The 24,160-nt window shown below is 37.9% G+C and carries 19 protein-coding genes; 8 read left to right on the top strand and 11 right to left on the bottom strand.

What is annotated here, in order from left to right:
* Positions 1 to 62: 62 nt before the first annotated feature.
* The 7 genes from ACHUE3_RS04975 to seqA all read right to left on the bottom strand — a co-directional run bounded on the left by ACHUE3_RS04975 (position 63) and on the right by seqA (position 9,030).
* Complete coding sequence (locus ACHUE3_RS04975) at positions 63 to 1,448, bottom strand: M28 family peptidase (RefSeq protein ID WP_394190780.1); 1,386 nt, start codon at positions 1,446 to 1,448, stop codon at positions 63 to 65.
* A gap of 166 nt (positions 1,449 to 1,614) precedes the next feature.
* Positions 1,615 to 3,180 (bottom strand): dihydrolipoyllysine-residue acetyltransferase, encoded by a 1,566-nt coding sequence (locus tag ACHUE3_RS04970; protein WP_394190778.1) that lies wholly within the window; start codon positions 3,178 to 3,180, stop codon positions 1,615 to 1,617.
* An 8-nt stretch (positions 3,181 to 3,188) separates the two neighbouring features.
* Positions 3,189 to 4,166: an alpha-ketoacid dehydrogenase subunit beta gene (locus ACHUE3_RS04965; protein WP_058558710.1), complete on the bottom strand. Its 978-nt coding sequence runs from the start codon at positions 4,164 to 4,166 to the stop codon at positions 3,189 to 3,191.
* On the bottom strand, positions 4,166 to 5,380 hold the full coding sequence (locus ACHUE3_RS04960; RefSeq protein WP_394190776.1) for a thiamine pyrophosphate-dependent dehydrogenase E1 component subunit alpha: 1,215 nt from the start codon (positions 5,378 to 5,380) through the stop codon (positions 4,166 to 4,168). The genes ACHUE3_RS04965 and ACHUE3_RS04960 overlap by 1 nt, the downstream gene beginning before the upstream one ends.
* Positions 5,381 to 5,653: 273 nt before the next feature.
* Entirely contained in the window at positions 5,654 to 6,706 is a 1,053-nt protein-coding gene (gene astE, locus ACHUE3_RS04955) for a succinylglutamate desuccinylase (RefSeq protein WP_394190774.1), read from the bottom strand.
* Between the two features lie 74 nt (positions 6,707 to 6,780).
* Positions 6,781 to 8,418, bottom strand: coding sequence for a phosphoglucomutase (alpha-D-glucose-1,6-bisphosphate-dependent) (gene pgm / locus ACHUE3_RS04950; protein WP_394190772.1), 1,638 nt, complete (start codon positions 8,416 to 8,418; stop codon positions 6,781 to 6,783).
* Positions 8,419 to 8,433: 15 nt separating this feature from the next.
* The gene (gene seqA, locus ACHUE3_RS04945) at positions 8,434 to 9,030 is read right to left on the bottom strand and encodes a replication initiation negative regulator SeqA (RefSeq protein WP_394190770.1); all 597 of its coding nucleotides are present in this window, start codon (positions 9,028 to 9,030) and stop codon (positions 8,434 to 8,436) included.
* Between the two features lie 131 nt (positions 9,031 to 9,161).
* Here seqA and ACHUE3_RS04940 point away from each other — a divergent pair, with 131 nt between their 5' ends.
* From ACHUE3_RS04940 to fur, 5 genes are all read left to right on the top strand, one after another.
* Positions 9,162 to 9,935 (top strand): alpha/beta fold hydrolase, encoded by a 774-nt coding sequence (locus tag ACHUE3_RS04940; protein ID WP_394190768.1) that lies wholly within the window; start codon positions 9,162 to 9,164, stop codon positions 9,933 to 9,935.
* A 90-nt stretch (positions 9,936 to 10,025) separates the two neighbouring features.
* Positions 10,026 to 10,247 carry a DUF2788 domain-containing protein gene (locus tag ACHUE3_RS04935; protein WP_058558704.1) on the top strand — a complete coding sequence of 74 codons (222 nt, stop codon included), beginning with the start codon at positions 10,026 to 10,028 and terminating at the stop codon, positions 10,245 to 10,247.
* Between the two features lie 6 nt (positions 10,248 to 10,253).
* A complete protein-coding gene (gene ybfE / locus ACHUE3_RS04930) occupies positions 10,254 to 10,532 on the top strand; it encodes a LexA regulated protein (RefSeq protein WP_058558703.1) in 279 nt (92 codons plus the stop codon).
* Between the two features lie 14 nt (positions 10,533 to 10,546).
* Positions 10,547 to 11,074, top strand: a complete 528-nt coding sequence (gene fldA / locus ACHUE3_RS04925) for a flavodoxin FldA (protein ID WP_394190765.1) — start codon at positions 10,547 to 10,549, stop codon at positions 11,072 to 11,074.
* A 172-nt stretch (positions 11,075 to 11,246) separates the two neighbouring features.
* On the top strand, positions 11,247 to 11,687 hold the full coding sequence (gene fur, locus ACHUE3_RS04920) for a ferric iron uptake transcriptional regulator (protein WP_058558701.1): 441 nt from the start codon (positions 11,247 to 11,249) through the stop codon (positions 11,685 to 11,687).
* 73 nt (positions 11,688 to 11,760) lie between these two features.
* Here the strand turns inward: fur and glnS are convergent, their stop codons facing one another.
* On the bottom strand, positions 11,761 to 13,422 hold the full coding sequence (gene glnS / locus ACHUE3_RS04915) for a glutamine--tRNA ligase (protein ID WP_394190763.1): 1,662 nt from the start codon (positions 13,420 to 13,422) through the stop codon (positions 11,761 to 11,763).
* 239 nt (positions 13,423 to 13,661) lie between these two features.
* On the opposite strand from glnS, the gene ACHUE3_RS04910 reads away from it, so the two are divergent.
* A complete protein-coding gene (locus ACHUE3_RS04910; RefSeq protein WP_394190761.1) occupies positions 13,662 to 14,732 on the top strand; it encodes a DUF3083 family protein in 1,071 nt (356 codons plus the stop codon).
* 58 nt (positions 14,733 to 14,790) lie between these two features.
* Here the strand turns inward: ACHUE3_RS04910 and trhO are convergent, their stop codons facing one another.
* Positions 14,791 to 15,798, bottom strand: coding sequence for an oxygen-dependent tRNA uridine(34) hydroxylase TrhO (gene trhO / locus ACHUE3_RS04905; RefSeq protein WP_394190759.1), 1,008 nt, complete (start codon positions 15,796 to 15,798; stop codon positions 14,791 to 14,793).
* 207 nt (positions 15,799 to 16,005) lie between these two features.
* On the opposite strand from trhO, the gene ACHUE3_RS04900 reads away from it, so the two are divergent.
* Entirely contained in the window at positions 16,006 to 17,331 is a 1,326-nt protein-coding gene (locus ACHUE3_RS04900; protein ID WP_394190757.1) for a DEAD/DEAH box helicase, read from the top strand.
* A gap of 2 nt (positions 17,332 to 17,333) precedes the next feature.
* Positions 17,334 to 18,164, top strand: coding sequence for a CvfB family protein (locus ACHUE3_RS04895; RefSeq protein ID WP_394190755.1), 831 nt, complete (start codon positions 17,334 to 17,336; stop codon positions 18,162 to 18,164).
* Positions 18,165 to 18,422: 258 nt separating this feature from the next.
* Here the strand turns inward: ACHUE3_RS04895 and ACHUE3_RS04890 are convergent, their stop codons facing one another.
* Together ACHUE3_RS04890 and ACHUE3_RS04885 are read right to left on the bottom strand one after the other, a co-directional pair.
* Positions 18,423 to 19,286 (bottom strand): hypothetical protein, encoded by an 864-nt coding sequence (locus ACHUE3_RS04890; protein ID WP_394190753.1) that lies wholly within the window; start codon positions 19,284 to 19,286, stop codon positions 18,423 to 18,425.
* Entirely contained in the window at positions 19,279 to 24,015 is a 4,737-nt protein-coding gene (locus ACHUE3_RS04885) for an ATP-binding protein (RefSeq protein ID WP_394190751.1), read from the bottom strand. Before ACHUE3_RS04885 ends, ACHUE3_RS04890 begins: the two co-directional genes overlap by 8 nt.
* Between the last annotated feature and the right edge of the window lie 145 nt (positions 24,016 to 24,160).

The raw sequence follows: 24,160 nt of genomic DNA, 5'->3' as shown, positions 1-24,160 counted from the left end.
GCCTAAATAGCTTTTAATTCCAACGCATATCGACTCTTGAGGTGATTTAGATATATATCTTTCTATTCAAATGCACCCACATCTCCAGGAAATACCACAGGAGATTCTATACCGTCTTTATTTACTGCGGCTACACCAAAGTAATAATTATCGATAACTACATTTTTAAGCGTTGCTTGGCTTACATCACCTACATAGCGGCTAAACTGCCATTGTGGTTCACTGGTGTAACGCCAGTAAATTCTATAGCCTGCTGTTGCCTTATCGGTGTTTTTTTGCCACTTTAAATGCGTACTCGGTTGCACAGCACCTGAAATTTCTACACCCTTTGGTGGCGCAGGCGCCCATGCCATCGAAGCAAGACTTACAGCATTAAGCGATGTCAGTTTAGCTGCATAATCAAAGTCGACACCATCGATAGTATCACCATAAACAATGCCGTCTTCTGTACGTAAATCTTGGTGTTGATGGTTATAATTTTCATTGGTTTCCATAACTCGAACCGCAGCATACCCCATATCATTAAATGGACGATGGTGGCCGCCGCGGCCAAAACGGTCGAGCCTGTAGACCAACATAGTATCTAAATTTGGGATGTACCTGTCTGCCATAGTATCAATATAACGTGCAAGATTTCGACTTGCAGAGTCTACTTCACCACCGGTAAAGCGGCGTTTGTGAGCCTGCTCTTTGGTTTCAACTACTCGCGTACCTTCAGAGAATATACGTGCAGTTGTGTTATCGGTGACACCGTTAATACCGGTAATATTGCCTATCATGTCGTTATTCAATACGCCATGGACTTGCCAACCTTGCTGCTGGGCATGTTTTGCTAGTATTTTACCACCAAACAAACCTTGCTCTTCACCTGAAAGCGCCGCATACACTATAGAGCCATTAAATTTATAGTTTGATAACACACGAGCAGACTCTATAACACCTGCGACACCCGATGCATTATCGTTAGCCCCTGGAGAATCACTAGTAAAATCCATTACATCACTTACTCGTGAATCAATATCTCCCGACATCATCACCATACGATTTGGCTCATCCACACCTCGCTGAATAGCAATAATATTTACCACTTCAACAGGATTAGGAATACGCTTTTCACCAGAAATAGTATCTTTCACTTCAATGACTTCTAAGCAGCCACCACATTGTTTAGATATTGCCTCAAACTCAGCTTTTATCCAGCGCCTCGCAGCACCAATACCACGTGTATTGGATTGTGTTTCAGACAATGTATGACGAGTACCAAAGTCGACAAGTGTTTGAATATCACTTTCTATTCGTGAGGCTGATACAGCTTGAGCAATATCATGTAACTTTTGTTGATCTTGGTAGGAAGGCTGTGTAGCAAAAGTCGGACTTGCCAGAAACAAGCCACTTAACAAAAGTGCTGAATTTATACGCTTAATTTTATTATTACCTGTAGTAAACATGGTTGATGCTCTTTTCTTATTAGGTATTAACACAGTACGATAGCTAACATAATGTTAAAACCCTTTTGAGATAAACCTCCAAATTATTCGCTAAAACGCAATATTTTTTATGTACATAAAAATTCAGACATAAAAAAACCAGCCTCAGCTGGTTTCTTTAATAGTGCTAGCTCATAGCCATCATCATTTTCGCGGGCTCTTCAAGGTAGGATTTCCACAAGTTATTGAAGCGAGCAATGGTGCCACCATCTATCACTCGGTGATCACCTGACCAACTCACCTGCATAATCGCTTTACTAACCACGTTTCCTTTTGAATCAAACCGAGGTAAATGCTGCAATTTGCCCAGCGCAACAATTGCTACCTCTGGCTTATTAATAATAGGCGTGGCTATAGTACCGCCAATAGCACCTATATTTGAAATGCTGATAGTACCGCCTTTTAAGTCATCTGGACTAACGCGCCCTTCTCTTGCTGCCTCTGTTAAACGCGTTACCGCATTAGCCACATCAACAATGCTTTTAGATTGGCACTGTTTAATATTAGGCACTAAAAGACCAATCTTAGAATCAACCGCCATACCAATATTGTGATCATCAAAATACGTAAGCTCAGTACACTCGTCATTTACCTTTGTATTGAGTACAGGGAACTCTTTAAGTGCAAGTGATAGTGCTTTGATGAAAAACGGCATCATCGTAAGCTTTACACCTTGCTGCTTATATTGCTCTTTTAAAGAACTACGTAGTGTAATTAATTCTGTCAGATCTATTTCATCACAAAAAGTAAAATGAGGAATAGTGCTCACAGAAGCAACCATTTGCTTAGCCATGGCAGCTTTAATGCCTTTTATTGACTCAACACGGGTGCCACCTAATGAAGATGTATTAACACTTTGTTCGCTTGCGTCTTCTTTAAGCGGCGATGTATCAATGGTGTTTGGTACTTGGCCATTTACAAATTGTTCAATGTCTTCTTTGTAAATCCGTCCATTCTTGCCACTGCCTGGAACACATGTCAGATCAACATCCATCTCACGCGCTTTACGACGAACCGCAGGAGATGCCACTGCTTTTTTATTAACCACTTTAGCGCTCTGATTTTTTGCAACCATCGCTTTTGGCTCTATTGCATTGGTCTGTGCTTTAACAACGGCTTCGTTAACATCAACATTTTCTTGCTGCGTCCCAGCTATGCTCATTTTAAACAAAGGGCTGTGGACTTGTGCTACTTCGCCTTTTGCGTAATAAAGTTTATGAACTGTACCTGTATGCTTTGCTGGTATTTGCACCAAGGCTTTATCCGTCATCACATCACAAACAGCTTGATCTTCTTCAATCTGTTCGCCTTCTGCCACTAACCATTCAACGATTTCACATTCAACAATTCCCTCACCAATATCGGGTAAGATAAAGTCTTCGAGTTGCTCAGCAGAGCTACTATTTTCTGCGCCCTCGCTTGGTTTTTCAATCTCTGGCGTTTTTGTCTCTTCACCAGCAACTTCCATTGCAAATAACGGCGCATGAACAGCAGCAATATCACCTTTTTGATAATATAATTTTGAAATTACACCATCATGAACAGCGGGTATTTGTACCAATGCTTTATCTGTCATTACATCGCAAATCGGTTGATCTTCAGCAACAGTGTCACCTTCAGATACTAGCCATTCAACAACTTCACATTCAACAATGCCTTCACCAATATCCGGTAAAATAAAATCTTTAGCCATGATAACTCCTAAAATTCGACCGATTGCTTAATGGCAGCAAGTACTTTTAATGCATCTGGCACATATTCTTTCTCAAGTGCCAGCGGGTAAGGTGTATCAAGCCCACATACTCGCAAGATTGGAGACTCTAAATGTAGGAAGCATTCTTGTTGAATAGTTGCAGCTATCTCACTACCAAAGCCGTTCGTGATAGGTGCCTCATGGCTTATTACTAATCGCCCTGTTTTCGTAACTGACTTGGCAATGGTGTCAAGATCCCAAGGCAGTATGCTACGTAAATCTATCACTTCACAGCTGATACCTTGCTCAGCTGCTTGCTTAGCTGCATCTTCAATAATTTCCATTTGTGCGCCCCAAGCAAGTAATGTTACGTCACTTCCTTGCTCTACAACCTCAGCTTTTCCAAGTTCAATACTGTAATCTTCTTCTGGAACTTCACCTGTAGAGGCACGATATAAACGTTTAGGCTCAAAGAATATAACCGGGTTATCGTCTTTAATTGATGCACGCAATAGCCCCTTTGCTTGGTATGGGTTACGTGGTACTACAATTTTAAGCCCTGGGGTATGTGCAAAGTATGCTTCTGGAGATTGCGAGTGGTACAACCCACCTGCAATACCACCGCCGTAAGGTGTACGAATTGTTAGATTACCAACATTAAACTCATTACCACTGCGGTAACGGAATTTTGCTGATTCATTCACTATTTGGTCAAATGCAGGGAAAATATAATCAGCAAACTGTATTTCAGCTAGTGCTGGCGCACCGAACGCCGCAAGACCATTAGCAAAACCCAATATACCCTGCTCAGTTAATGGCGTATTAAAAACACGATGTTGGCCATACTTTTCTTGTAAACCCGATGTCGCACGAAAAACGCCACCAAAATAACCCACATCTTCACCAAAAATACAGGCTTGAGGATGTTCTGCCATCGTAATATCAAGGGCTGAATTAATTGCATGTAACATATTCATTTTAGCCATTACTTAATTCTCCCTGCAGTAACTGGGTATGCGTCTGGATGCTGTTTTATATGTGATTTAAGCTGCTCATATTGACGTTGCAATGACGGGATTGGCGTATCGTAAACATCCGAGATTAATTCTTCTAAGGCTGGTTTTTCAACCACTTCAGCTCGTTTCAATGCAGCTAAGATATCTTCACGAATTTGCTCTTTCGCTTTTACATCGTCTTCATCGTTAAGCCAGTCTTTTTTGATTAACCATTTACGGAAGCGTTCTATTGGGCAAGCTTGATAATTTGCTTCTTCTGCTTTTGAACGGTAGCCACTTGGATCATCCGATGTTGAATGTGCTCCCAAACGATAAGCAATGGATTCAATTAAAACGGGCTCACCTGTTGTTGAGGCAATTTCACGTGCTTTTTGTGTTGCGGCGAAAACCGCTAATGCATCCGCACCATCAACTCGGATTGTCTTAATACCGTAACCGACACCACGTGAAGCAATACCATCACCTTTAAATTGCTCATCTGCAGGTGTCGAAATAGCATAACCGTTATTACGCGCAAAAAAGATAACAGGAGACTTATGAACAGCCGCCATATTTAAGCCTGCATGGAAGTCACCCTCAGATGCAGCTCCTTCACCAAAATAACAGATAGTAACGTTGTCTATCTTGCTGCTTAACTCACCGGTTTTTGCATCAATATGTTTTATTTTTTGCCCGTAAGCGTAACCTGTTGCCTGTGGAATTTGCGTCCCTAATGGTGAAGATATAGTCATGTAATTAAGTTCAGCACTGCCATAGTGTATTGGCATTTGACGACCTTTACCTAAATCAAGTTCATTAGAAAACATCTGATTCATAAATTGGTCAAGAGTAAAACCACGGTAATGCAAGGCTGCTTGTTCACGATATTGAGCCATAATCATGTCATCTTGATCAAGTGCAGCAGCTGATGCAGTAACAGCGGCCTCTTCGCCTAAGCATTGCATATAAAAACTAACGCGGCCTTGACGCTGTGCAGCTTGCATTCGTTCATCTAAAGCACGAATAAAGCGCATCGTTTCGTATAAGCGAATAGCAGTTTTTTTCGCTATATCTGGTGCTGTTGCACCGCTAAGAATATCGCCGTCCTCGTTTAAAATGCTCAAGGTTGGAATATTTAAAGCATGACCATCTATAAAAGCAAGTTCATGACTAATATTCTGCGATACGTTATTTGGGTTGCTCATAACCTACCTTCTTTTGTTGTCGAATTTACAGTGCCAATTGGGTTAACCATTAAAGGTTAGTTATTATTATTGATGTTTTTTGCTAGGTTAAAGTTTGCAAAAACTGCACTGTAATTAAATTAAAGCTGCCATCACTTTACGTTAACGTAAAGTGTTATTCAACTAATCATAGACAAATGCAGAGTAAATGGCGAGATAAAGACTGGAAAGTTAACTATACAATATAAACTGTTATTTTAAATCATATAGTTAACTATAAATAGCGAGATGTATTTAAATGAAATTCTTATTAATTTCAAGGGGTACAACCGTTAAGAGCGCCCGTTGTCCAAGTGCTACATCGGCGTTTGGAAAGATGATTGCTTCACCATCAACGTCAGCGTAGTAACAGGTCTGACCATCTGTTGCGAGTAATTCGCCTTTAGCAAAGCCAGTAAAATTAACTGCATCGTCAGAAAAAGGAAACGAAAACGCCTCTTCTGTACGATTAATAGAACGATGCACTGAAAACAGCTCAAAGTCATTTGCATCAAACTTCTTATATTCAACACTTTCTTGACTAATTAATGCAGTTAACGTTTGCTTGGTTTGTAAAAATCGACTCATGTCATTTTGACCAAATGGCTTTACTTGACCAAGTTCAACAGTGAATGAATCTGCGCCATGAACGTACGACGAATAATAGCTAAATGTCGTTGCCGCTGACTTCATCATTAATACCGTATTCACACCACAACTTAATAGAAATTGCAGCTGTGACTTTTTCCACGGTTTACCATGAAGGTAAGGATAAACTGCAAACTTATCATTTTTTGAACCTCGAATTGCAGTGTGCAAATCGTAATGGCAACGCGAACGCCCTTCACCACCTCTAGCAAAAAAATCACTCACATATTGCTCAAGCTTTGCTGCGCGAATACGTTCGTTATTCATTGGTGTATCGTCAGTTGTATGATGGCCATTAAAGAGACGATTTAAATTCTCTTCAACAAACCGCTTACCAATATTAATTGACTGCGGGTTACCGTATATAAATAAGACTCTTTGCGCTAAAACTAACTCTTCACTAATGATAAGTTTAATTAATTCATCACATATTTCGATTGGTGCAGTTTCGTTTCCGTGGACTGCACTAGAGAGTACTATATCTTTGGTACTTGAACCCGGGGGTTGAAACTCAATAACTCCCGTATCATGGATGCTTACTTTTGTACCGTTTTTTAAAGTGAATTCACCTGCATCCAAGTGCCATTCATTTTCGCGGCTTAATGTAAGGAAATCCCCAGAGGTTTTTAATTCTTCTATATAATCTGATTTGGCTGACATGTTCATCGCCTTTTGTGTGGAGTAAATACAAAAACGGCTGATCAAGTCAGCCGTTTATACAACAATTTTTTAGGTTAGCTGATTACTGAATCAACTAACTTTTTGGCTTCTTTTTCTAGTAAAGCTAAATGCTCTTCGCCTTTAAAAGATTCCAAATAAATTTTATAAATATCTTCAGTACCTGATGGACGCGCAGCAAACCAACCATTTTCTGTAACGACTTTTAACCCACCAATTGCTGCATTATTACCTGGTGCATGAGTTAACTTTTGTAAAATTGGCTCACCTGCTAGCGTATCAGCGCTGACATCCTGCGCACTTAACCCTTTAAGGCGTTGCTTTTGTTGTGAAGTAGCCGAAGCATCAATACGCTTATACAATGGCGCACCAAATTCTTGTTCAAGTTCTTTATAAAGTGTTGACGGTGTTTTTCCCGTTACTGCTAGAATTTCTGCAGCAAGTAACCCCATGATAAAACCATCTTTATCGGTATTCCAAACTGTACCGTCAAAACGAAGGAACGAAGCGCCTGCGCTTTCTTCACCACCAAATGCCAACGAGCCTTCATTAAGTCCTTCTACAAACCATTTAAACCCAACAGGCACTTCTTTAACTTCATGCTTATTGCGAGAAACAACTCGGTCAATCATCGCACTAGAAACCAAAGTCTTTCCTATTACAACATCATTTGACCAATCACGGTGATTAAGTAAGTAATCTATAGCCACTGCTAAAAAGTGATTTGGATTCATTAGTCCATCAGGTGTGACGATACCATGGCGGTCATAATCTGGATCATTACCAATACCAATGTCAAAATCATCTTTTAATGCGATTAAATTTGTCATTGCGTAAGGAGATGAACAATCCATACGGATTTTACCGTCTTTATCTAAAGGCATAAAACCGAAACGTGGATCAACACTTTCATTTACGACCGTAAGGTCTAAATTAAACTTTTCAGCAATGATTGGCCAAAAATTAATACCTGAACCACCTAACGGGTCGATTCCCACTTTAATTTTTGCCTTAGCAATAGCTTCAACATCAACCACATTGATTAAGTCATCAATGTAAGGTGTCATTAAATCTTGATATTTGATAAAACCTGAACGGGATGCTTTTGCAAACGGGAACAACTCTACCTCAACTAAATCTTCAAGTAACAGTTGGTTTGCACGGTCTTCAACCCATTTTGTTACATCGGTATCAGCTGGGCCGCCATTAGGTGGGTTGTATTTAAAACCACCGTCTTCAGGCGGATTGTGCGAAGGCGTTACCACAATACCATCGGCAAGTTCATGTGGGTTTGCTTTATTATGACAAACAACAGCATGGCTGATCACAGGTGTTGGTGTGAAATCATCGTTTTGCTGGGTTATTACTTGAACTTCATTCGCAACAAGTACTTCTATTGCCGAATTATAAGCAGCTTCACTCAGTGCGTGCGTGTCTTTACCCAGAAAAAGCGGGCCAAATATGTTGTTTTGCTTACGATAGTCGCAAATTGCTTGAGTAATGGCGAGTATGTGTGATTCGTTGAATTTAACATCATATGAGCACCCTCGATGGCCAGATGTGCCAAAGGCAACGCATTGCTCAGGGTTCTGTTCTAAATCAGGCTCATTTAAATAATAAGCTGACACTAGTTTTGGTACATTAACTAAATCTGATTGCGTTGCAGGTTTACCTGCACCTGGGTGAATCGCCATTACATTTCCTTATATTTATAAGTAGTCTCTAATTTTTTCTGCTTGTTCGGCACTGTAACCAAGACCCAGCGCCACCTCATGTAACATCATTTTCTTGCGTGTTGTATTTGAATTTGTCATCACCCAATATTCACTATCTGTGATATTTTTTGGGTTCATACTACTACCACTGTTAACAAGATCTTCTTTACTCGTCGCAAAATAAACCCGGTCACGGCCTTGTATATCAAGTACAGAAGAAAAACCGTCTTTATGGGTGCGGTGTAGTGCTGAGAGTATAAACAAAAATCGCCCTACTACGCCTTTTTGCATGGCAAGTTCTTCTTTATTTAATACATTAAAGACACTAGCGCTTTTTTGCTGCATTTTCGTGACCGACGACACATCACTTTGCTCTTTTTTAGCTGTTGTATGCGTTTCTTCATTGGGTTGTTCAGACACATCCAGCTGTTCTTTTGTATCATTTGTTAAATGATTATCTGACGCTGTTTGTTCAATATCGCCGCTAAGGTTTAATAAACGACGCAAAATAGTTGATGCACTTTCGCCAATACTTTGCGTGTTACTCGCAATGTATTGATACAGCTCGTCGTCTATGTCAATTTTTTTCATGTGATTCCTGTCATTACGGGTCATATTATTTCTTTATCAATTTGATTATACCCAAACAAAATCTAATTCTCTATGCTTTGCAATTTGTTATTTCACTAGGCAAACTAAGCACACTTTTACTGGAGACCTAAATGCGACTTAATTATAAACAAACAGGCCAAGGTAAACCTGTTATTCTTATTCATGGTTTGTTTGGCTCACTTGAAAACCTCAATGTAATCGCCAATGCATTGAGTGACCATTTTTTAGTAACCAATATTGATTTACGCAATCATGGCCGCTCACCTCATTCTACGACCATGGATTACCCTAGCATGGCACAAGATGTTATTGAGTTAATGGATAACTTAAACATCGAGCGAGCACATATTGTAGGCCACTCTATGGGGGGTAAAGTTGCCATGCAACTGGCTCATTCATTTGAAGATAGAGTTGAGCGTTTGGTTGTGCTTGATATTGCTCCTGTTGCTTATAAGCCTCGACATACAAAAATTTTCAACGCATTAAAAAGTGTTGAAAGCCAAAAGATTTCAGACCGTAAGCATGCTGATAAGCTGATGCAGATAGATATAGAAGAACTAGGTGTGCGACAGTTTCTATTAAAAAGTTTAGCTAAAAATGAGCATGGTGATTTTCAATGGCGGTTTAACTTAGCCACACTTGATGAAAAATATGAAAATATTTTAGCTGATATTAAAGCAAATGATTCTTGTTTATGCGATACTTTGTTTATCAAGGGTAATGAATCTGATTATATTTTGCCTACGTATAGAGAAGTAATTATGTCTCGCTTTACGAACGCAAAAGCAAAAATAATTCACGGCGCTGGACATTGGTTACATGCTCAAAAGCCTGATGCAGTTAATAAATCAATACTTGATTTTTTGCGCGCTACTAAAGCATAAATTTTATCGTGTGTTTTTATACAAGCACACTAAATTATTATTATTTAGTGTGCTATAGTACGCGCCGTTTAATTTAAAGGTTATACGTTGATGGTCAGTCAGTTAATTAACGAATTTGATACCCTTGGGTTGTATTTTGGCTTAGCCGGTGTGTTCTTTTTTATCGGTATGGCTATTCAAGACGTACTCAAACGTGGCAGCGTTCCTAAATATGGTCGCTACATAGTATGGCTTGTACTTTTTTTAGGCTGTTCTGGGTTTATTGCAAAAGGACTTATTCAAGTTTTTTGGCAAGGTGCGGGTGTAGGGTAATCTACCATGGCTAAATCTGAAACAGACAGAACAACGCTCGATCTATTTGAATACGAAAAGCGCCCTGGCCGCCCTAAAACGAATCCTCTGCCTAGAGATATTCAGTTAAAGGTCAATAAACGTAATCAAATAAAAAGAGATAAAGCACGTGGTTTAAAACGTGTTGAATTTAAAGTTTCATCGCAGTTGTATCAAGCGTTAAGCGATATGGCCGATGCACAGAATATTAGCCGTAGTGCACTGATTGAAACAATTTTACAAGAAAGATTGGCTATTGATAGATAGAAGGTTTTAAGTTCATGGCAAGTGTAGGTATTTTTTTCGGAAGCGATACAGGTAACACAGAGCACGTAGCTAAAATGATCCAAAAAGAATTGGGTAAAAAGCTAGTGGCTGTTCATGATATTGCTAAAAGCTCTAAAGAAGAGATTGCAGAATTTGATTTAATCTTATTTGGTATTCCTACTTGGTACTATGGTGAAGCACAATGTGACTGGGATGACTTCTTCCCTGAACTTGAAGAAATTGATTTTGACGGTAAGCTTGTTGCTATTTTTGGTTGTGGCGATCAAGAAGACTACGCTGAATACTTTTTAGATGCCATGGGTATGATCAATGACATCGTTACTGAGCGTGGTGCAATTATTGTTGGTCACTGGTCAACTGAAGGCTACGACTTTGAAGCATCTAAAGGTATGGCTGATGACAACCACTTTGTCGGCTTAGGCATTGATGAAGATCGTCAACCAGAGCTTACTGAACAGCGCGTAAAAGCTTGGTCTGCACAAGTATATGATGAAATGTGTTTAAGCGAACTCGCTGATTAATCAATTGGTTTTTAAATATACTTTGCTGGCTAGCATTTGAGCTTTCAGGCTGTTTATTTAAATAGACCTTTGCACTTGATCGTTTTGCACGTTATTCTAGTTATTGCTAATGTGTCGTGCACACCTTTTATAGGTGTACCAGAGTAACCAATAAAAAATTGAGACAGATTTAATGACTGATCACAACTTGGAATTAAAAAAAGCCGGTTTAAAAGTAACATTACCGCGTATTAAAATTTTAGAGATTTTACAATCTCCAGATAACCAACACATCAGCGCTGAAGATGTTTACAAAATTCTGTTGGATCTAGGCGAAGAAATTGGCCTTGCAACTGTTTATCGCGTGCTTAACCAATTCGATGATGCTGGTATTGTTTCTCGCCATCACTTTGAAGGTGGAAAGTCAGTATTTGAATTATCAGGCAGCACTCACCACGATCACCTTGTGTGTTTAAAATGTGGCAAAGTTATTGAATTTGAAGATGAACTAATCGAGCGTCGTCAGGTTGAAATTTCTGAAGCGAATGGTATCAAATTAACTAACCACTCTCTTTATTTATACGGCGAGTGTACTGATACACAAGCGTGTAAAGCTTTCTCTGATAACCAATAATTCGGTTATTAGTACGTAATAAAAAAACCTGCTTAATGCAGGTTTTTTTGTATCAAGTGTTTATAGAACAGAATTACTTCTGTTCCATTTTAGCCCATGAATCACGAAGACCCACAGTTTGATTAAACACTAAAGTCTCTGATTTAGTATCACGACTAAAGTAGCCTGTTCGTTCAAACTGAAAACCTTTAGCTGGTGTTGCTTTTTCAAGTGATGGCTCAAGCTTCGCGTTGGTTAGAACCACTAATGATTCAGGGTTTAATGTAGTTGCAAAATCTTCAGCAGCAGCTGGATTTGGTACACTAAACAAACGGTCATATAAACGCACTTCAGCTGTTACTGACTCAGTCGCACTTACCCAATGAATTACACCTTTAACTTTACGTCCGTCAGATGGGTTTTTACCCAGCGTCTCAGGATCATAAGTACAATATATAGTTGTAATTTCACCCGTTTCATCTTTCTCTACACGATTCGCTTTTATTACATAAGCACCACGTAAGCGCACTTCTTTATCAAGCACTAAACGTTTAAACTTATTATTGGCTTCTTCACGGAAGTCTTCACGCTCAATATAAAGCTCGCGAGTGAAAGGAACATCGCGACGACCCATTTCTTCCTTATTAGGGTGATTAGCAACAGATAAAGTTTCAACTTCATCAGTAAAGTTTTCGATTACAACTTTAACAGGATCAAGTACAGCCATTGCACGCGGTGCATTTTCGTTTAAGTCTTCACGGATACATGCTTCAAGCATGCCCATTTCAACCATATTTTCTTGCTTGGTAACACCAATACGTAAACAGAACTCACGGATAGAAGCAGGTGTATAGCCACGACGACGAAGACCAGCAATTGTTGGCATACGTGGGTCGTCCCACCCTTCTACGTGCCCATTTACCACTAAGTCATTTAACTTACGTTTTGACATAATGGTGTATTCAAGGTTTAAACGTGAAAATTCAATTTGCTGTGGATGACATTCAAGGCTGATATTATCAAGTACCCAATCGTATAAACGACGGTTATCTTGGAACTCGAGTGTACATAACGAATGGGTAATGCCTTCAAGCGCATCTGAAATACAGTGCGTGAAATCGTACATCGGGTAAATGCACCACTTATCAGCAGTTTGATGGTGATGTGCAAAACGTACGCGATAAATAATTGGATCGCGAAGCACCATAAATGAACTTGCCATATCAATTTTAGCGCGTAATACACACTCACCTTCTTTAAACTCACCATTACGCATTTTTTCAAATAAGGCGAGGTTCTCTTGTGGTGAAGTATCACGTGTTGGGCTATTTTTACCCGGCTCTTTTAATGTGCCGCGGTACTCACGAGCTTGATCGGCTGTCAAAAAGCACACATAAGCAAGGCCTTTTTCAATAAGCTCAACAGCATAGCCATATAAGGCATCAAAATAGTTAGATGAATAATTAATTTCACCATCCCACTTAAAGCCTAACCACTGCACGTCTTCTTTTATAGAGTTTACATAGTTGATGTCTTCTTTTTCTGGGTTAGTATCATCAAATCGTAAATTACAAAGACCGTTATAATCTTGGGCAATTCCAAAATTTAAACAGATAGATTTGGCATGGCCAATATGTAAGAAACCATTAGGCTCTGGAGGAAAACGTGTATGCGTAGTTGCATGTTTCCCAGATGCTAAATCTTCATCAATACGGGTTCTAATAAAATTACTTGGGCGATTCTCAATTTCCGCCATAGGAGTACAATCCTCACATAAGTGCATGGTGATAAAACTAATGCATTATTACAAAAACAAACCTTAACATACAGCAATAGATTTAGGTTTCTTGCATATTATTAAAACTAAACGACAGCAGTATTTTTTGATTATTCAATTGTAAGGTAGGAATGAAGATAATTTGTTCTAGCGCAATAAAAGAGTCATTGAAACACGTTAAAGTAGCGCCATTATCGAAACGCAATTAGGGACAAATAATGGCTTCACTATCGCAGCATCGTGTTTATATTCCGACCACCGCACGCGCAAACCAATACATTCTCGCAGAATTTAATCCAAGCAATGAATTCTATGCCCATTTTACAGATCCTCAACAGTGTTATGAACGCTTATCACGTCAACTCTTTGCATTATGTGACGAATATGAACTGCATAATGTACATTTAATCGCGAATGACAAGTTGCCCGTTGTAAGGTTTCATGAGGAGTCATATAACTTACAAACACCTAAACAGATTTTATTTTTTTATAACCCACGTTATCACGAAGCGCACAAATGCTTTTATAACGATGGTCACAAAAGTAAAAAAATTAGATTACTCTTTTTAGCAACAGGTGATGATCTTCGTGCCAACAGTGCAATCTTTCACGCTAAAGTGGTGAAAGTTCTTTCAGCACTACAAAATAGCATTCTTGAAGGCGAAGAACAGTTCAAAGTACGTGACCATCAGCATCTAACATATGATTTATTTGCTAAAGCAAAGGGCTGTAAAGAGAGCTACGGATATAAATTGCGCGGCTTATATCAACGTTATCAAAGCAGGCATTGCTCTTTACCTAAAGAGCATAACGAGATGACTTACGCGACATTTAGAATTCCCGTTACACGTATGCTCAAAACACAATTTCAACATTTAATGAATAAACCAAATTACGTTGATTTTTATAATCACTTTTACACGTTACTTGTTCAACAGTGTGAATCTAAACAGCTAAACTTAGCAGCAATGGTTGCAAATGGCTGTATGCCTATTATACGTAACAGTCAAATTGATAAAAACGATAGCAATAGTGAACTACAAAAACTGAGTTTTTCGACTACAGACAATGTGCCGCAATATAGTCAACATTGGTTGGATGACAAACTTGTTGAAACGATGCACTTTGTAATTGTTGCAAGCGATAATGATGAGCAAGGAGTTGGGCATGGTCGATTTATGAACAAAGTTGAAAGTGTGATCCGCGAAATGGTTGAACCTTTGGCTATAAACAAAGAGCGTCAAGATCTCACTGTCAGGTTTTTTCAGCACATTAGTTATTTCGAATAAACAGGCAATAAAAAACCCCATAAAACTGGGGTTTTTTTATTAACAATACAAAGGGGTGTTACTGTTTACGTTGCGCTTCTTTTTGCGCTTTTTTTGCTTCTTTGCGTTGTTGTAAAACAGCTTGAGCTTCGTTACCAATGTGGCCTTCACCGCGTGCTTGCGCCAATTCTATTTGCTTTTGACGCTCAGCAAAGCGAGCACGTTGCTCGTCGGTTACATCATCAATACAGTGATGACATGACACCCCTTCCATATATTCAGGCTTTTGCTTTTCTTCTTCGGTAATTGGCATACGACACGCATGGCATTGATCGTAAGAGCCTTTTTGTAAATCATGATTTACCGCAACTCGGTTATCAAATACAAAGCACTCACCTTCCCACATGGTGTCTTTTTTTGGTACTTCTTCTAAATATTTTAATATGCCGCCTTCAAGGTGGTAAACCTCATCAAATCCTTGCTCTTTCATATAAGCTGTTGATTTTTCGCAGCGAATACCACCAGTACAAAACATAGCTACTTTTTTATGCTTTTCTGGATCAAGGTTTTCTTTTGCCCACTGCGGGAATTCACGGAATGTTTTTGTATTTGGATCAACTGCGTTTTCAAACGTACCTATTTCAATTTCATAGTCGTTACGGGTATCAACTAAAATTACTTCAGGGTCTGAGATAAGTGCATTCCAATCTTGAGGCTTCACATAACTACCAACCACTTTTAGAGGGTCAATACCTTCAACACCCATAGTGACAATTTCTTTTTTTAGTTTTACTTTTGTACGATAGAACGGGCATTCGTCATCATATGATTCTTTAGTCACAATATTGTCTAGATTTGGTTGAGTGTCTAACCACGCCAGTAAATTATCAATGCCTTGGCGTTTTGCAGCGACAGTACCGTTGATGCCTTCTGCGGCAATTAACAAAGTGCCACGTACGTCGTTTTGCTCCATTACATTAAGTAAAGGTTGGCGAAGTGCCTCAAAATCAGGTAGAGAAACAAATTTATACATAGCGCACACAACAAAGTGTTCACTGGTTACATTATCTTTATGGATAGCAGTCATGGTTTTCCTATTTTGCTTTTAAAACCCGCAAGGGGCGTTTACCGAATCGTAAATCCGGCGCATTGGGGCGCATATTTTACGCTTTTTCTTTTTAAATGCAAAAAAACCTATGATTGTCTGGTTTTTACTGTCAGCGATGCATAGGACTAAGCTATAATAGCGTTCAGATTTATGAAGATTTAAATTACTCATTTGGAGATAGACACTTTGCACTTTACTGATCTTGGCATTGATAACCGCCTTGAAACTCAACTTGCGCATCAAGGCATTACTCAGCCAACTGATATTCAGGCACACGCTGTGCCTACAGCTTTGGCTGGCCATGATATTTTTGCTCAATCTAAAACTGGCTCAGGTAAAACATTGGCGTTTTTATTACCAGCCGTACAACGTGTAATGAAGCAAAAAGCGCTCAGTAAACGTGACCCGCGCGTTTTAATTGTCGCTCCTACCAGAGAGCTTGCCACTCAAGTTTTTACTCAACTTAGATTACTTATCGCAGGAACAAATATAAAAGCGCTAAAAATACTCGGTGGTGAAAACTTTAATGATCAAATAAAAGCGCTAAGAAATGACCCGCATTTTGTGGTAGCTACGCCGGGTAGACTAGCGGATCACCTCACTCAACGCTCACTGCAATTAAGTGGCTTAGAGTTATTAATTTTTGACGAAGCAGACCGTATCCTTGATCTTGGTTTTACTGAACAACTTAAAATGATCAATGAATTAGCCAATCACCGTTTACGTCAAACATTATTGTTTTCTGCAACGCTTGATCATGCACAAGTTGATGCCCTATCGCGTAACTTACTTAAAAAGCCAAAGCAAATTATGCTCAGCGCCGCAAACGAGCAGCACTCTGATATCAAACAGAGTTTATATTTAGCAGATCACCTTGATCACAAAGAAGCGCTATTAGCGCACTTTGTTAAACAAGATGACGTCGGCCAATGTATTATTTTTACAGCAACGCGCGCAGACACAGCACGATTAAGTGAGCTTTTAAATAGTAAAGGATTAAAAACACAAGCCCTAGCTGGTGATTTAACGCAAAGTAAACGTCTTGAAATCATGGATGCCTTCAGCCGAGAAAACTTCAAAGTACTTATTACTACGGATGTTGCCTCTCGCGGCTTAGACTTGTTAAGTGTCACCCATGTTATTAACTTTGACTTGCCAAAACATGCTGAAGAATACGTTCACCGTATTGGCCGAACTGGTCGTGCTGGTTTTAAGGGCACAGCTATCTCATTGGTAGGTCCAAAAGATTGGCCTAGTTACAAAGCAATAAAGTCATTTTTAAATGATGAGTTAGAGTTCCATACTGTTGAAGGTTTAACCGGTAAGTTCAAAGGTCTGCGGGATAAAAAACCACAAGTACAGAATAAAGTTAATGATAAAGTAAAGCCAAAAGCTAAAGCTACACCTAAGCGAAAAGCTAAGCCTAAGAAGCCACAAGCCCCTATTAAAGCACCATTAAATATTGATGGTGATGCGCCTATGCGTCGTCGTAAAAAGCCAGAGCAGGAATAATTATGAGTTACCTTGGTACAACACAAACCTTATTTGTAAATGAAGTCAGTAATGAAGGTGCTTACCTTGATGGCCACGATTTAGGCGAAGTCTTTCTACCGAGCCATGAAATTAAACATGAGCTTGAAGCCGGTGACAGCATAAGTGTTTTTATATTTTTAGATAATGCAAATCTACCTACAGCCACAACCAAAAAGCCACACGCGCAAGTCGGTGAATACGCCCTACTTCGAGTTAAAGAAATTAATAGCATTGGGGCTTTCTTAGATTGGGGCTTAGATAAAGATGTACTTGCCCCATTTAATGAACAAAAGCCTCGTATGCAAGAAGGTCACTCATACTTAGTACGTCTTTACTTAGACAACGCCAGCTCACGTATTTGTGCATCTAGCAATTTCAATCGTTTTCTTTCTAAAGAAGAGCCGCAATATAGCCACTTACAGGAAGTTAATTTAATTGTTGCAGGCAAAACTGACATTGGTTACAAAGTATTAGTAGAAGAATCGCACTTTGGCGTGGTTTTTTATAATATGGTGTTCAAGAACTTATTTGTCGGCCAAAAACTAAAAGGCTTTATTCAAAAAGTCCGTGAAGATGGCAAAATTGATGTCATTCTTGAAAAGCCAGGAATGGGAAAAGTCAGTGAGCTTGGTGAAAAAATCATGGATAAGTTAAAGCATGAAGGTGGCGTGCTCGCAATTGGCGATAAATCAGATCCTGAACTTATCAAAAAAGTGTTCTCAACCAGCAAAGCAAACTACAAAAAAGCCATTGGCGGTTTGTTTAAGCAAGGGTTAATTGATATTGAAGCTAAGTCGATTAGGCTTAAGTAAGCTGTAAGCTTGTCAGTATTAAGTGATTTAGAGAAGAGTAAAGTGAAAGCTTTGCTCTTTTTTGTTTTATAAGTTCCATTGGCAACGATGAGCGATAAACAGACGAACTCATTTCTGGACAGAAACAATTTAGCATTTTTGATCCAGAACGTTACCTTTAAGTTAGAAAAAGTAAGCTTTGCCTCCTCCCTAAATCAGCCCATACCTCTAGAATAATATTACCATAGCGACGTTTTTCAAGGAGGATTACAGATTTAACTAGATTATTTCTGTGTAGAAAACCATATCAGGAATGATCGCCTTTAACTTTTCATAGAAGTCTTTTCTCAAAATTAAATCACAACCTTCTAATTTTGAGATATTGGAATCTAAACCAACAAAGGAAGCCCCTTTTCCGATTAAACTTTCTCTCCAGTAACGATATATCAAAACGGCTTCACCATTTTCATTTATGGCTCTGAGTCCGTTATCATGATGATCCACACTCAAGCCTAATATACTCAGCAGTTCACCATTCATCCAAATAACTTGTGCTGCCTCTAAGCTATTTTCATTAAAACAGAACCCTTGGATGATTGGAGTTCCATAACAGTATTCATCTTTCCAAATGTCTTGAGTACAAGGAAAGCTTTTCAAGGGGTTCATTTTAATTTTCTTTGGCAGGCAACCTTCACATACGACTGCGCGATTGCCTCTGGTGTTGCTGCCATAATCTCTAGTTTCAAACTGACGCTCAAATCTAGCAATGACAACAAAATCGTTTAATTCATCAGGAGCACTAAATCCAGTTGATTTATCAAGCGGCTTTACTAAGTTGGGCCTATTAACAAGAGAGTTAGATGTTGCAATCATTGTTCTAACATCTATTTTTCCATCACCTTCAAAAATGACTGATTCTCTATATTGTTGATATAAAAATTCATTTACATGCTTAAAAACTAAATCATAGATATAAGTGTTCGGAGAAAGCATCCCGTTGGATCTATTAATAAAGTGCTCAAATTCATCTTCATTAAAGTTCTGTATTATTACGTTTATTACGTCGTCCACCTCAATCTCTAATGAGATTAAGTAACTGATAGGCCTTGAGTTATTGATTGCATTTATAATATTACTATTCATTACTTAACTCACTAAAAATACTCTCAACTTCATTTTGTATGTACAAGTTTTGCGCCCCTATAAGTTTTTTTATCGATGGCTTTATCTCTAGTAATAATGACTTAAGCTGTTTTATTTCAATCGATATAAGCTCAAGGATTGAGGCAATTGTTGAGTGATGAAACATATGAAAGTTATCGAAAAACCAGCTAAGGGGTTTGATTAAAAGGTTAGTGTGATTTTTAATTAAGTAATTTAACGCACAAATAATCTCTCGTTGAACTGATGAATCTAAATTGTTTGCTTTACTAAGGAGCAACGTAATTGCTCTTTCATCATGATTCATCTCAGATATTTCAATATAATCTAAATTTTCCCATTCAAATTCACTCTCGTCTGGCAACCTACTTTTAATGAAATCAAAACCTCTTTCATACATTGATAAAATACTCTGTTTATCAATGCCTACATATTCAAAAGCGATAATTAGGTTAGCCGTCGTTTTGGATGAATAGTCTTTATTTTGATAAAAAGAATATAAAGCTGACGCTAAACAGTTTTGAGCAATATCTTTATCGATCGTAACAGCTTGGAGTAATGAATCCTTGTCGACAAAACTAGAAAACCACCCGTCTTTTGAATGCACAAAATTGTTAACCAATAATAAAACCTTATCTCTATCTGAGAGGGTAATTCCTCCAATCACTCCCCGCAAGTTTGTAAAGTACTCTTGTCCTCTTGGAAACCTTTTTCGGATAAGAGGCATGAGTATTTCATTAGCTAATTCGGTATTATTTTCCTCTTTAAAGAAAAAGTGTAAGTAATTGAGATTGTCGACCCCCAAGAACTCTTGGGAAACTAAATAATCAACTAGATCCTGCGTAGATTTATTCCTTAAGCTATCTTCTTTACAAAACTGGGTAGTTAGTTTTATAGATAATTTTTCGTTATCAAATGAGTGCGCAGTTCCATCGTTTTTTTCTTTAACTTCCTCTAAATGTAAGTTAATCCCTAATTTGTGAGCAATATTATTATATTTGCGAACGGTTTTTTGATTCAATGTATCATAAGAGTCATTCCAGTCTCTTGTAGAAAGATTAATCATAGATGCTTTGGCTAACTTATCATCCTTCTTTTCTAAACGCTCAATTACCTCCAAAAAACTGTTGAGATATGCATCTTTAATGTTTGTTGGAGTTAATCTATAAAGAAAATTTAAAATACTGGGCTCGACGTTATCGCTATGTTTCAATAAATCCACATACATAAAGTCTAATTTCCAAAAATACCCATTGGTAAGCATTTCATTGATTAAATATTTCGCAGCTAGTTTGAAATCAACTTTTATGAACATTTCAAACCATTCTATAGTTAACCACCTTGTATCTTTGCCATCTTCGGTATGCTTCATAACAGCATCAGTGAGGTATTTAAGCTTTTTAGTATATTCTTTAGCAAAACTGGGACTTATGTTATTCAGTGAGGGTAGCGGGTCGATTACTTCTGCTAAATTTCTATCTTTTCGAGATGTGTAGCTAGTTGTTAAATGAACAGCATTTTTAAGCTCTAACTTAGCATTTTCAAGATCCCCTACTTTTGCACGATAAATTGCCTTTTTGAATGAATTCTCTGCGTGTTCAAAATAATCACTATTTTCTTCATCAAAGCTATCATAAGTCTCTATCAATAAGTTGGTATTATTCTTATTGATAAATCGCTTCTCTATCATTGGGATAATAGGAAATACAATTTTCCTTCTGATATCAAAAATATTCTTCCATGCTAATTGTGAGTTAACATGCACCAATGCTTGCTCAAAGCTTCTATCAATCAAGTCTCTATTATCAAAGAGAAAACTAGAATACCTCGCTCTAGGAAAGTTAGTCATGTCATCTGCTAATATCAAGAAACTTTGAATTATTTGTTCTTCTAATGAAGAGTCCTGACAAGTCTTGTCTATGACAAGGTTCCGTATAAAAAACTTTATCCAACTGTGAGCAATATAATCACAAGAAATTGTTTTTTCGAAGCTAATCAAACTATTTAAATCGTTACTTGAATACAGCTCTAATTGTATACAAAATCTAACCAGTTCGTTTTTTTCTACAGTTTCGCTGATGAGCGGCAATGATAATGGCTCTAGAGTCACATTGCTCTCTACCTTTATCGGTATTCTCGTCGAACAATTCTCCCTTTCGAAAAGGTTATTAATGATAAGCCCCGTTGACTCTTTTTCAATGCCCGTAAGTTTGCTATGTAGATCAACTAAATAATCACTGCCTTTGAGTCTGAACACCTCTTCTAAAAGTACTCTAAGATAGGTTCTATCTTCATGCTGTATTGCTTTGTTTAGAAACGCAAAAAAATCATCATTGGTTTGGTTGAAAAAGCTAATATAGTATTTGAAATCATCTTGCCTTATCTCCCCTGAAAATAGCTCATTTACATCCTCCCAATTAGGAGAATAGTCATGCATTTCTAATACTCGAAATGCTTGCGCTGTAACTGAATTACTATGATTTTTTTCACCATTAAAATATAAAAGCGCATTTGCTTTTTCTACTCCATAGATCAAGCAAATGGCTTCAAAGTATAGTTCGAAATTTTGTAGAAACTGACTGTGGTGCTCTTCTGAGCTAGTTGTATTTATCGCTCTATTCAGTTCACTAGCATAAACAAATAGGGACCAGTTTTGTGTTTTTTTGGCGACACTTAGAAAGCTTTCGTAGTTTCTTCTAATTAATGATTCTGAGTGAGCATAATATAAGCTATTTGGTAGAAAGTTGTCAGATGCATATCTACTAATATCCTCATACTTCTTTGCTCGCATTAGGTAACTAAATAAATAACGGTAAGATTTGTCACTTTCAAAAAAGCATTCACAATTTAGCCAGTCTATGATGAATTCATAGTTTGCATCTAGAGCTTCTTCGATATCAGCTAACTTTTCCATGTTAAATCGCCTGAAACTATCATGGTAAAGCTTTAGTCCACCCCTAGCAGTATTCTCAGAAATAACGGGGGACAGTACTTTCATACTAGAATTAAAATGGTGCTTCACCGGTATTATCTCTTGCAGCTCTTTTCTGGTTACAGAAAAATCTAGGCAAGATAAGATCTCCGCTGTTGTGTTATTTTCAATTTTACTTGTTAAGTATTCGTAGTATTTTTTCAGGTTGAAATCATAAGGGGGTAGAGAATGTATGATCTCATCACTTATTACTTCGCTATTTTCTAGTGTTAATAATATATAAGTTAAATAAAGTGGATTACCCTCACTCTTTTCATGAATTAATGTGACGATATCTTCATCATTGCAATCTAATTTTGTAATTCCATGTTTTTTTGCTAACTCTTTAGTATCCTGAATGCCCCAAGCAGGCAACTGGTGCTCCCTATAACTGAAGTCCTTTTTAAGAAAATTTAACTCTTCAACAGGCTGGGAGCCTAATACTATTGTTACGTTATCGGGAATGCATACCTGAGATATATTTTCTAGAATTTGAGTTTTTTCTTTAGGTAAGCTAATGGACGAACTTAGAACTCTATTAATATGGTCTAAGCCATCTACTATTATTACAAGCGGCTCTTCTATTTTTTGCAAAAGCAAGTTTAGTTCATCTAAGTTAGCCGCAAAAGTCTGATTTTTTACTTTAGTTAGCTCCGGATATACTTTTTCTATTCCGCTTATTAGATTTCCAAAAAAAGTATTAGAGCTGACCCTTCTCTCAACAAATTCGTCTTCAGTACTTGTGAAACAATAATGGCGAAGAACATTTATTCCCTCACGTTCTAAGTAATCTATTAGATTGGTTAGAAACCATGACTTACCAGCTCCTGGTTCACCTGATAAAATTACTTTCTTGCTGTTTACAACAAAGTTATAGAATGAACTATATCTACAATCGGACTTAACGTTTTTACTCTGGTCAATTTCAAACTTTTGCTGAACTTTTCCATAATCAGTTTTAATGCGCAGATCTTTCAATACAGCTAGAGTTGCTACAACCGCAGAGTTGGTTCTATAACTTCCAACGTGCTTTACAAGTCTCACTAAAAAATCAATGGTGTTAATATCATCGTTTGGATATTGTCCAATTCCTAGCCTTGTGGCTTGCGAGATTAATATTTTTTCTAGTTCATGTGGAGAATCAAATTTTAAACTGGCTTTTGGAAGGTTAACTTCAATTAGAAGGCATTCACAAAATTTTCGGAAATCATCTCTATCAATGTTATTTTCTTTTACATATTGCTTTAGACTATCCCAACGGTTGAAATTCTCAGGTTCAACTTCCCAAAGTTGGTTTATGTCGATCTTAAAAACTTTAGTTGGAAATGAGTCGAATGACGATAGGCTTGAAGGCTGAAGGTTTAACACCTTCAGAATTTTGCTTTCAACAGGCTCATCCCAGGCTAAACATAACCTAAATTCAGTATGAATAGTGCTAAGAGCTTTCCATGATTCATATAATTTATGTAACGCTATCTTATAGTGGCTATCGGCAGAAAGGTAATCTTTGGTGAGCCTGACAGATGTCTGTTCATTGCTATATTTTACTTGCTTGCGTTGGACTTTATCCCCGTTAGTTATAACTAAGTCATCGAATCTATCCGGGGTATCTCCTGTCGTATGCTTTTTGTCTATTGAGAAGATGCTTTCTCGATTGCCATTTAGTATCTCTTCCAGTATGAAATAGCTTGTTATTAGATCTTGATAGTCATATCCTTCATGCGCATTATTTAAGCTCAAACTGTTCCTCACCTTGGATTTAGTATTAGTATTTTAATGCTCGATTTCATTCTACATACCATTGACAAATGAGTCATCAAAAAATAATGGATACAGTCACTCCATATTGCTATGCAATTAGGGTTATCAGCTAATCATTATTAAA

Source organism: Pseudoalteromonas atlantica (assembly GCF_043641955.1).
Taxonomy (GTDB): Bacteria; Pseudomonadota; Gammaproteobacteria; order Enterobacterales; family Alteromonadaceae; genus Pseudoalteromonas; species Pseudoalteromonas atlantica_A.
Note: the sequence above shows the minus strand (reverse complement) of the source record. Positions and strands in the feature narration are given on the sequence as shown.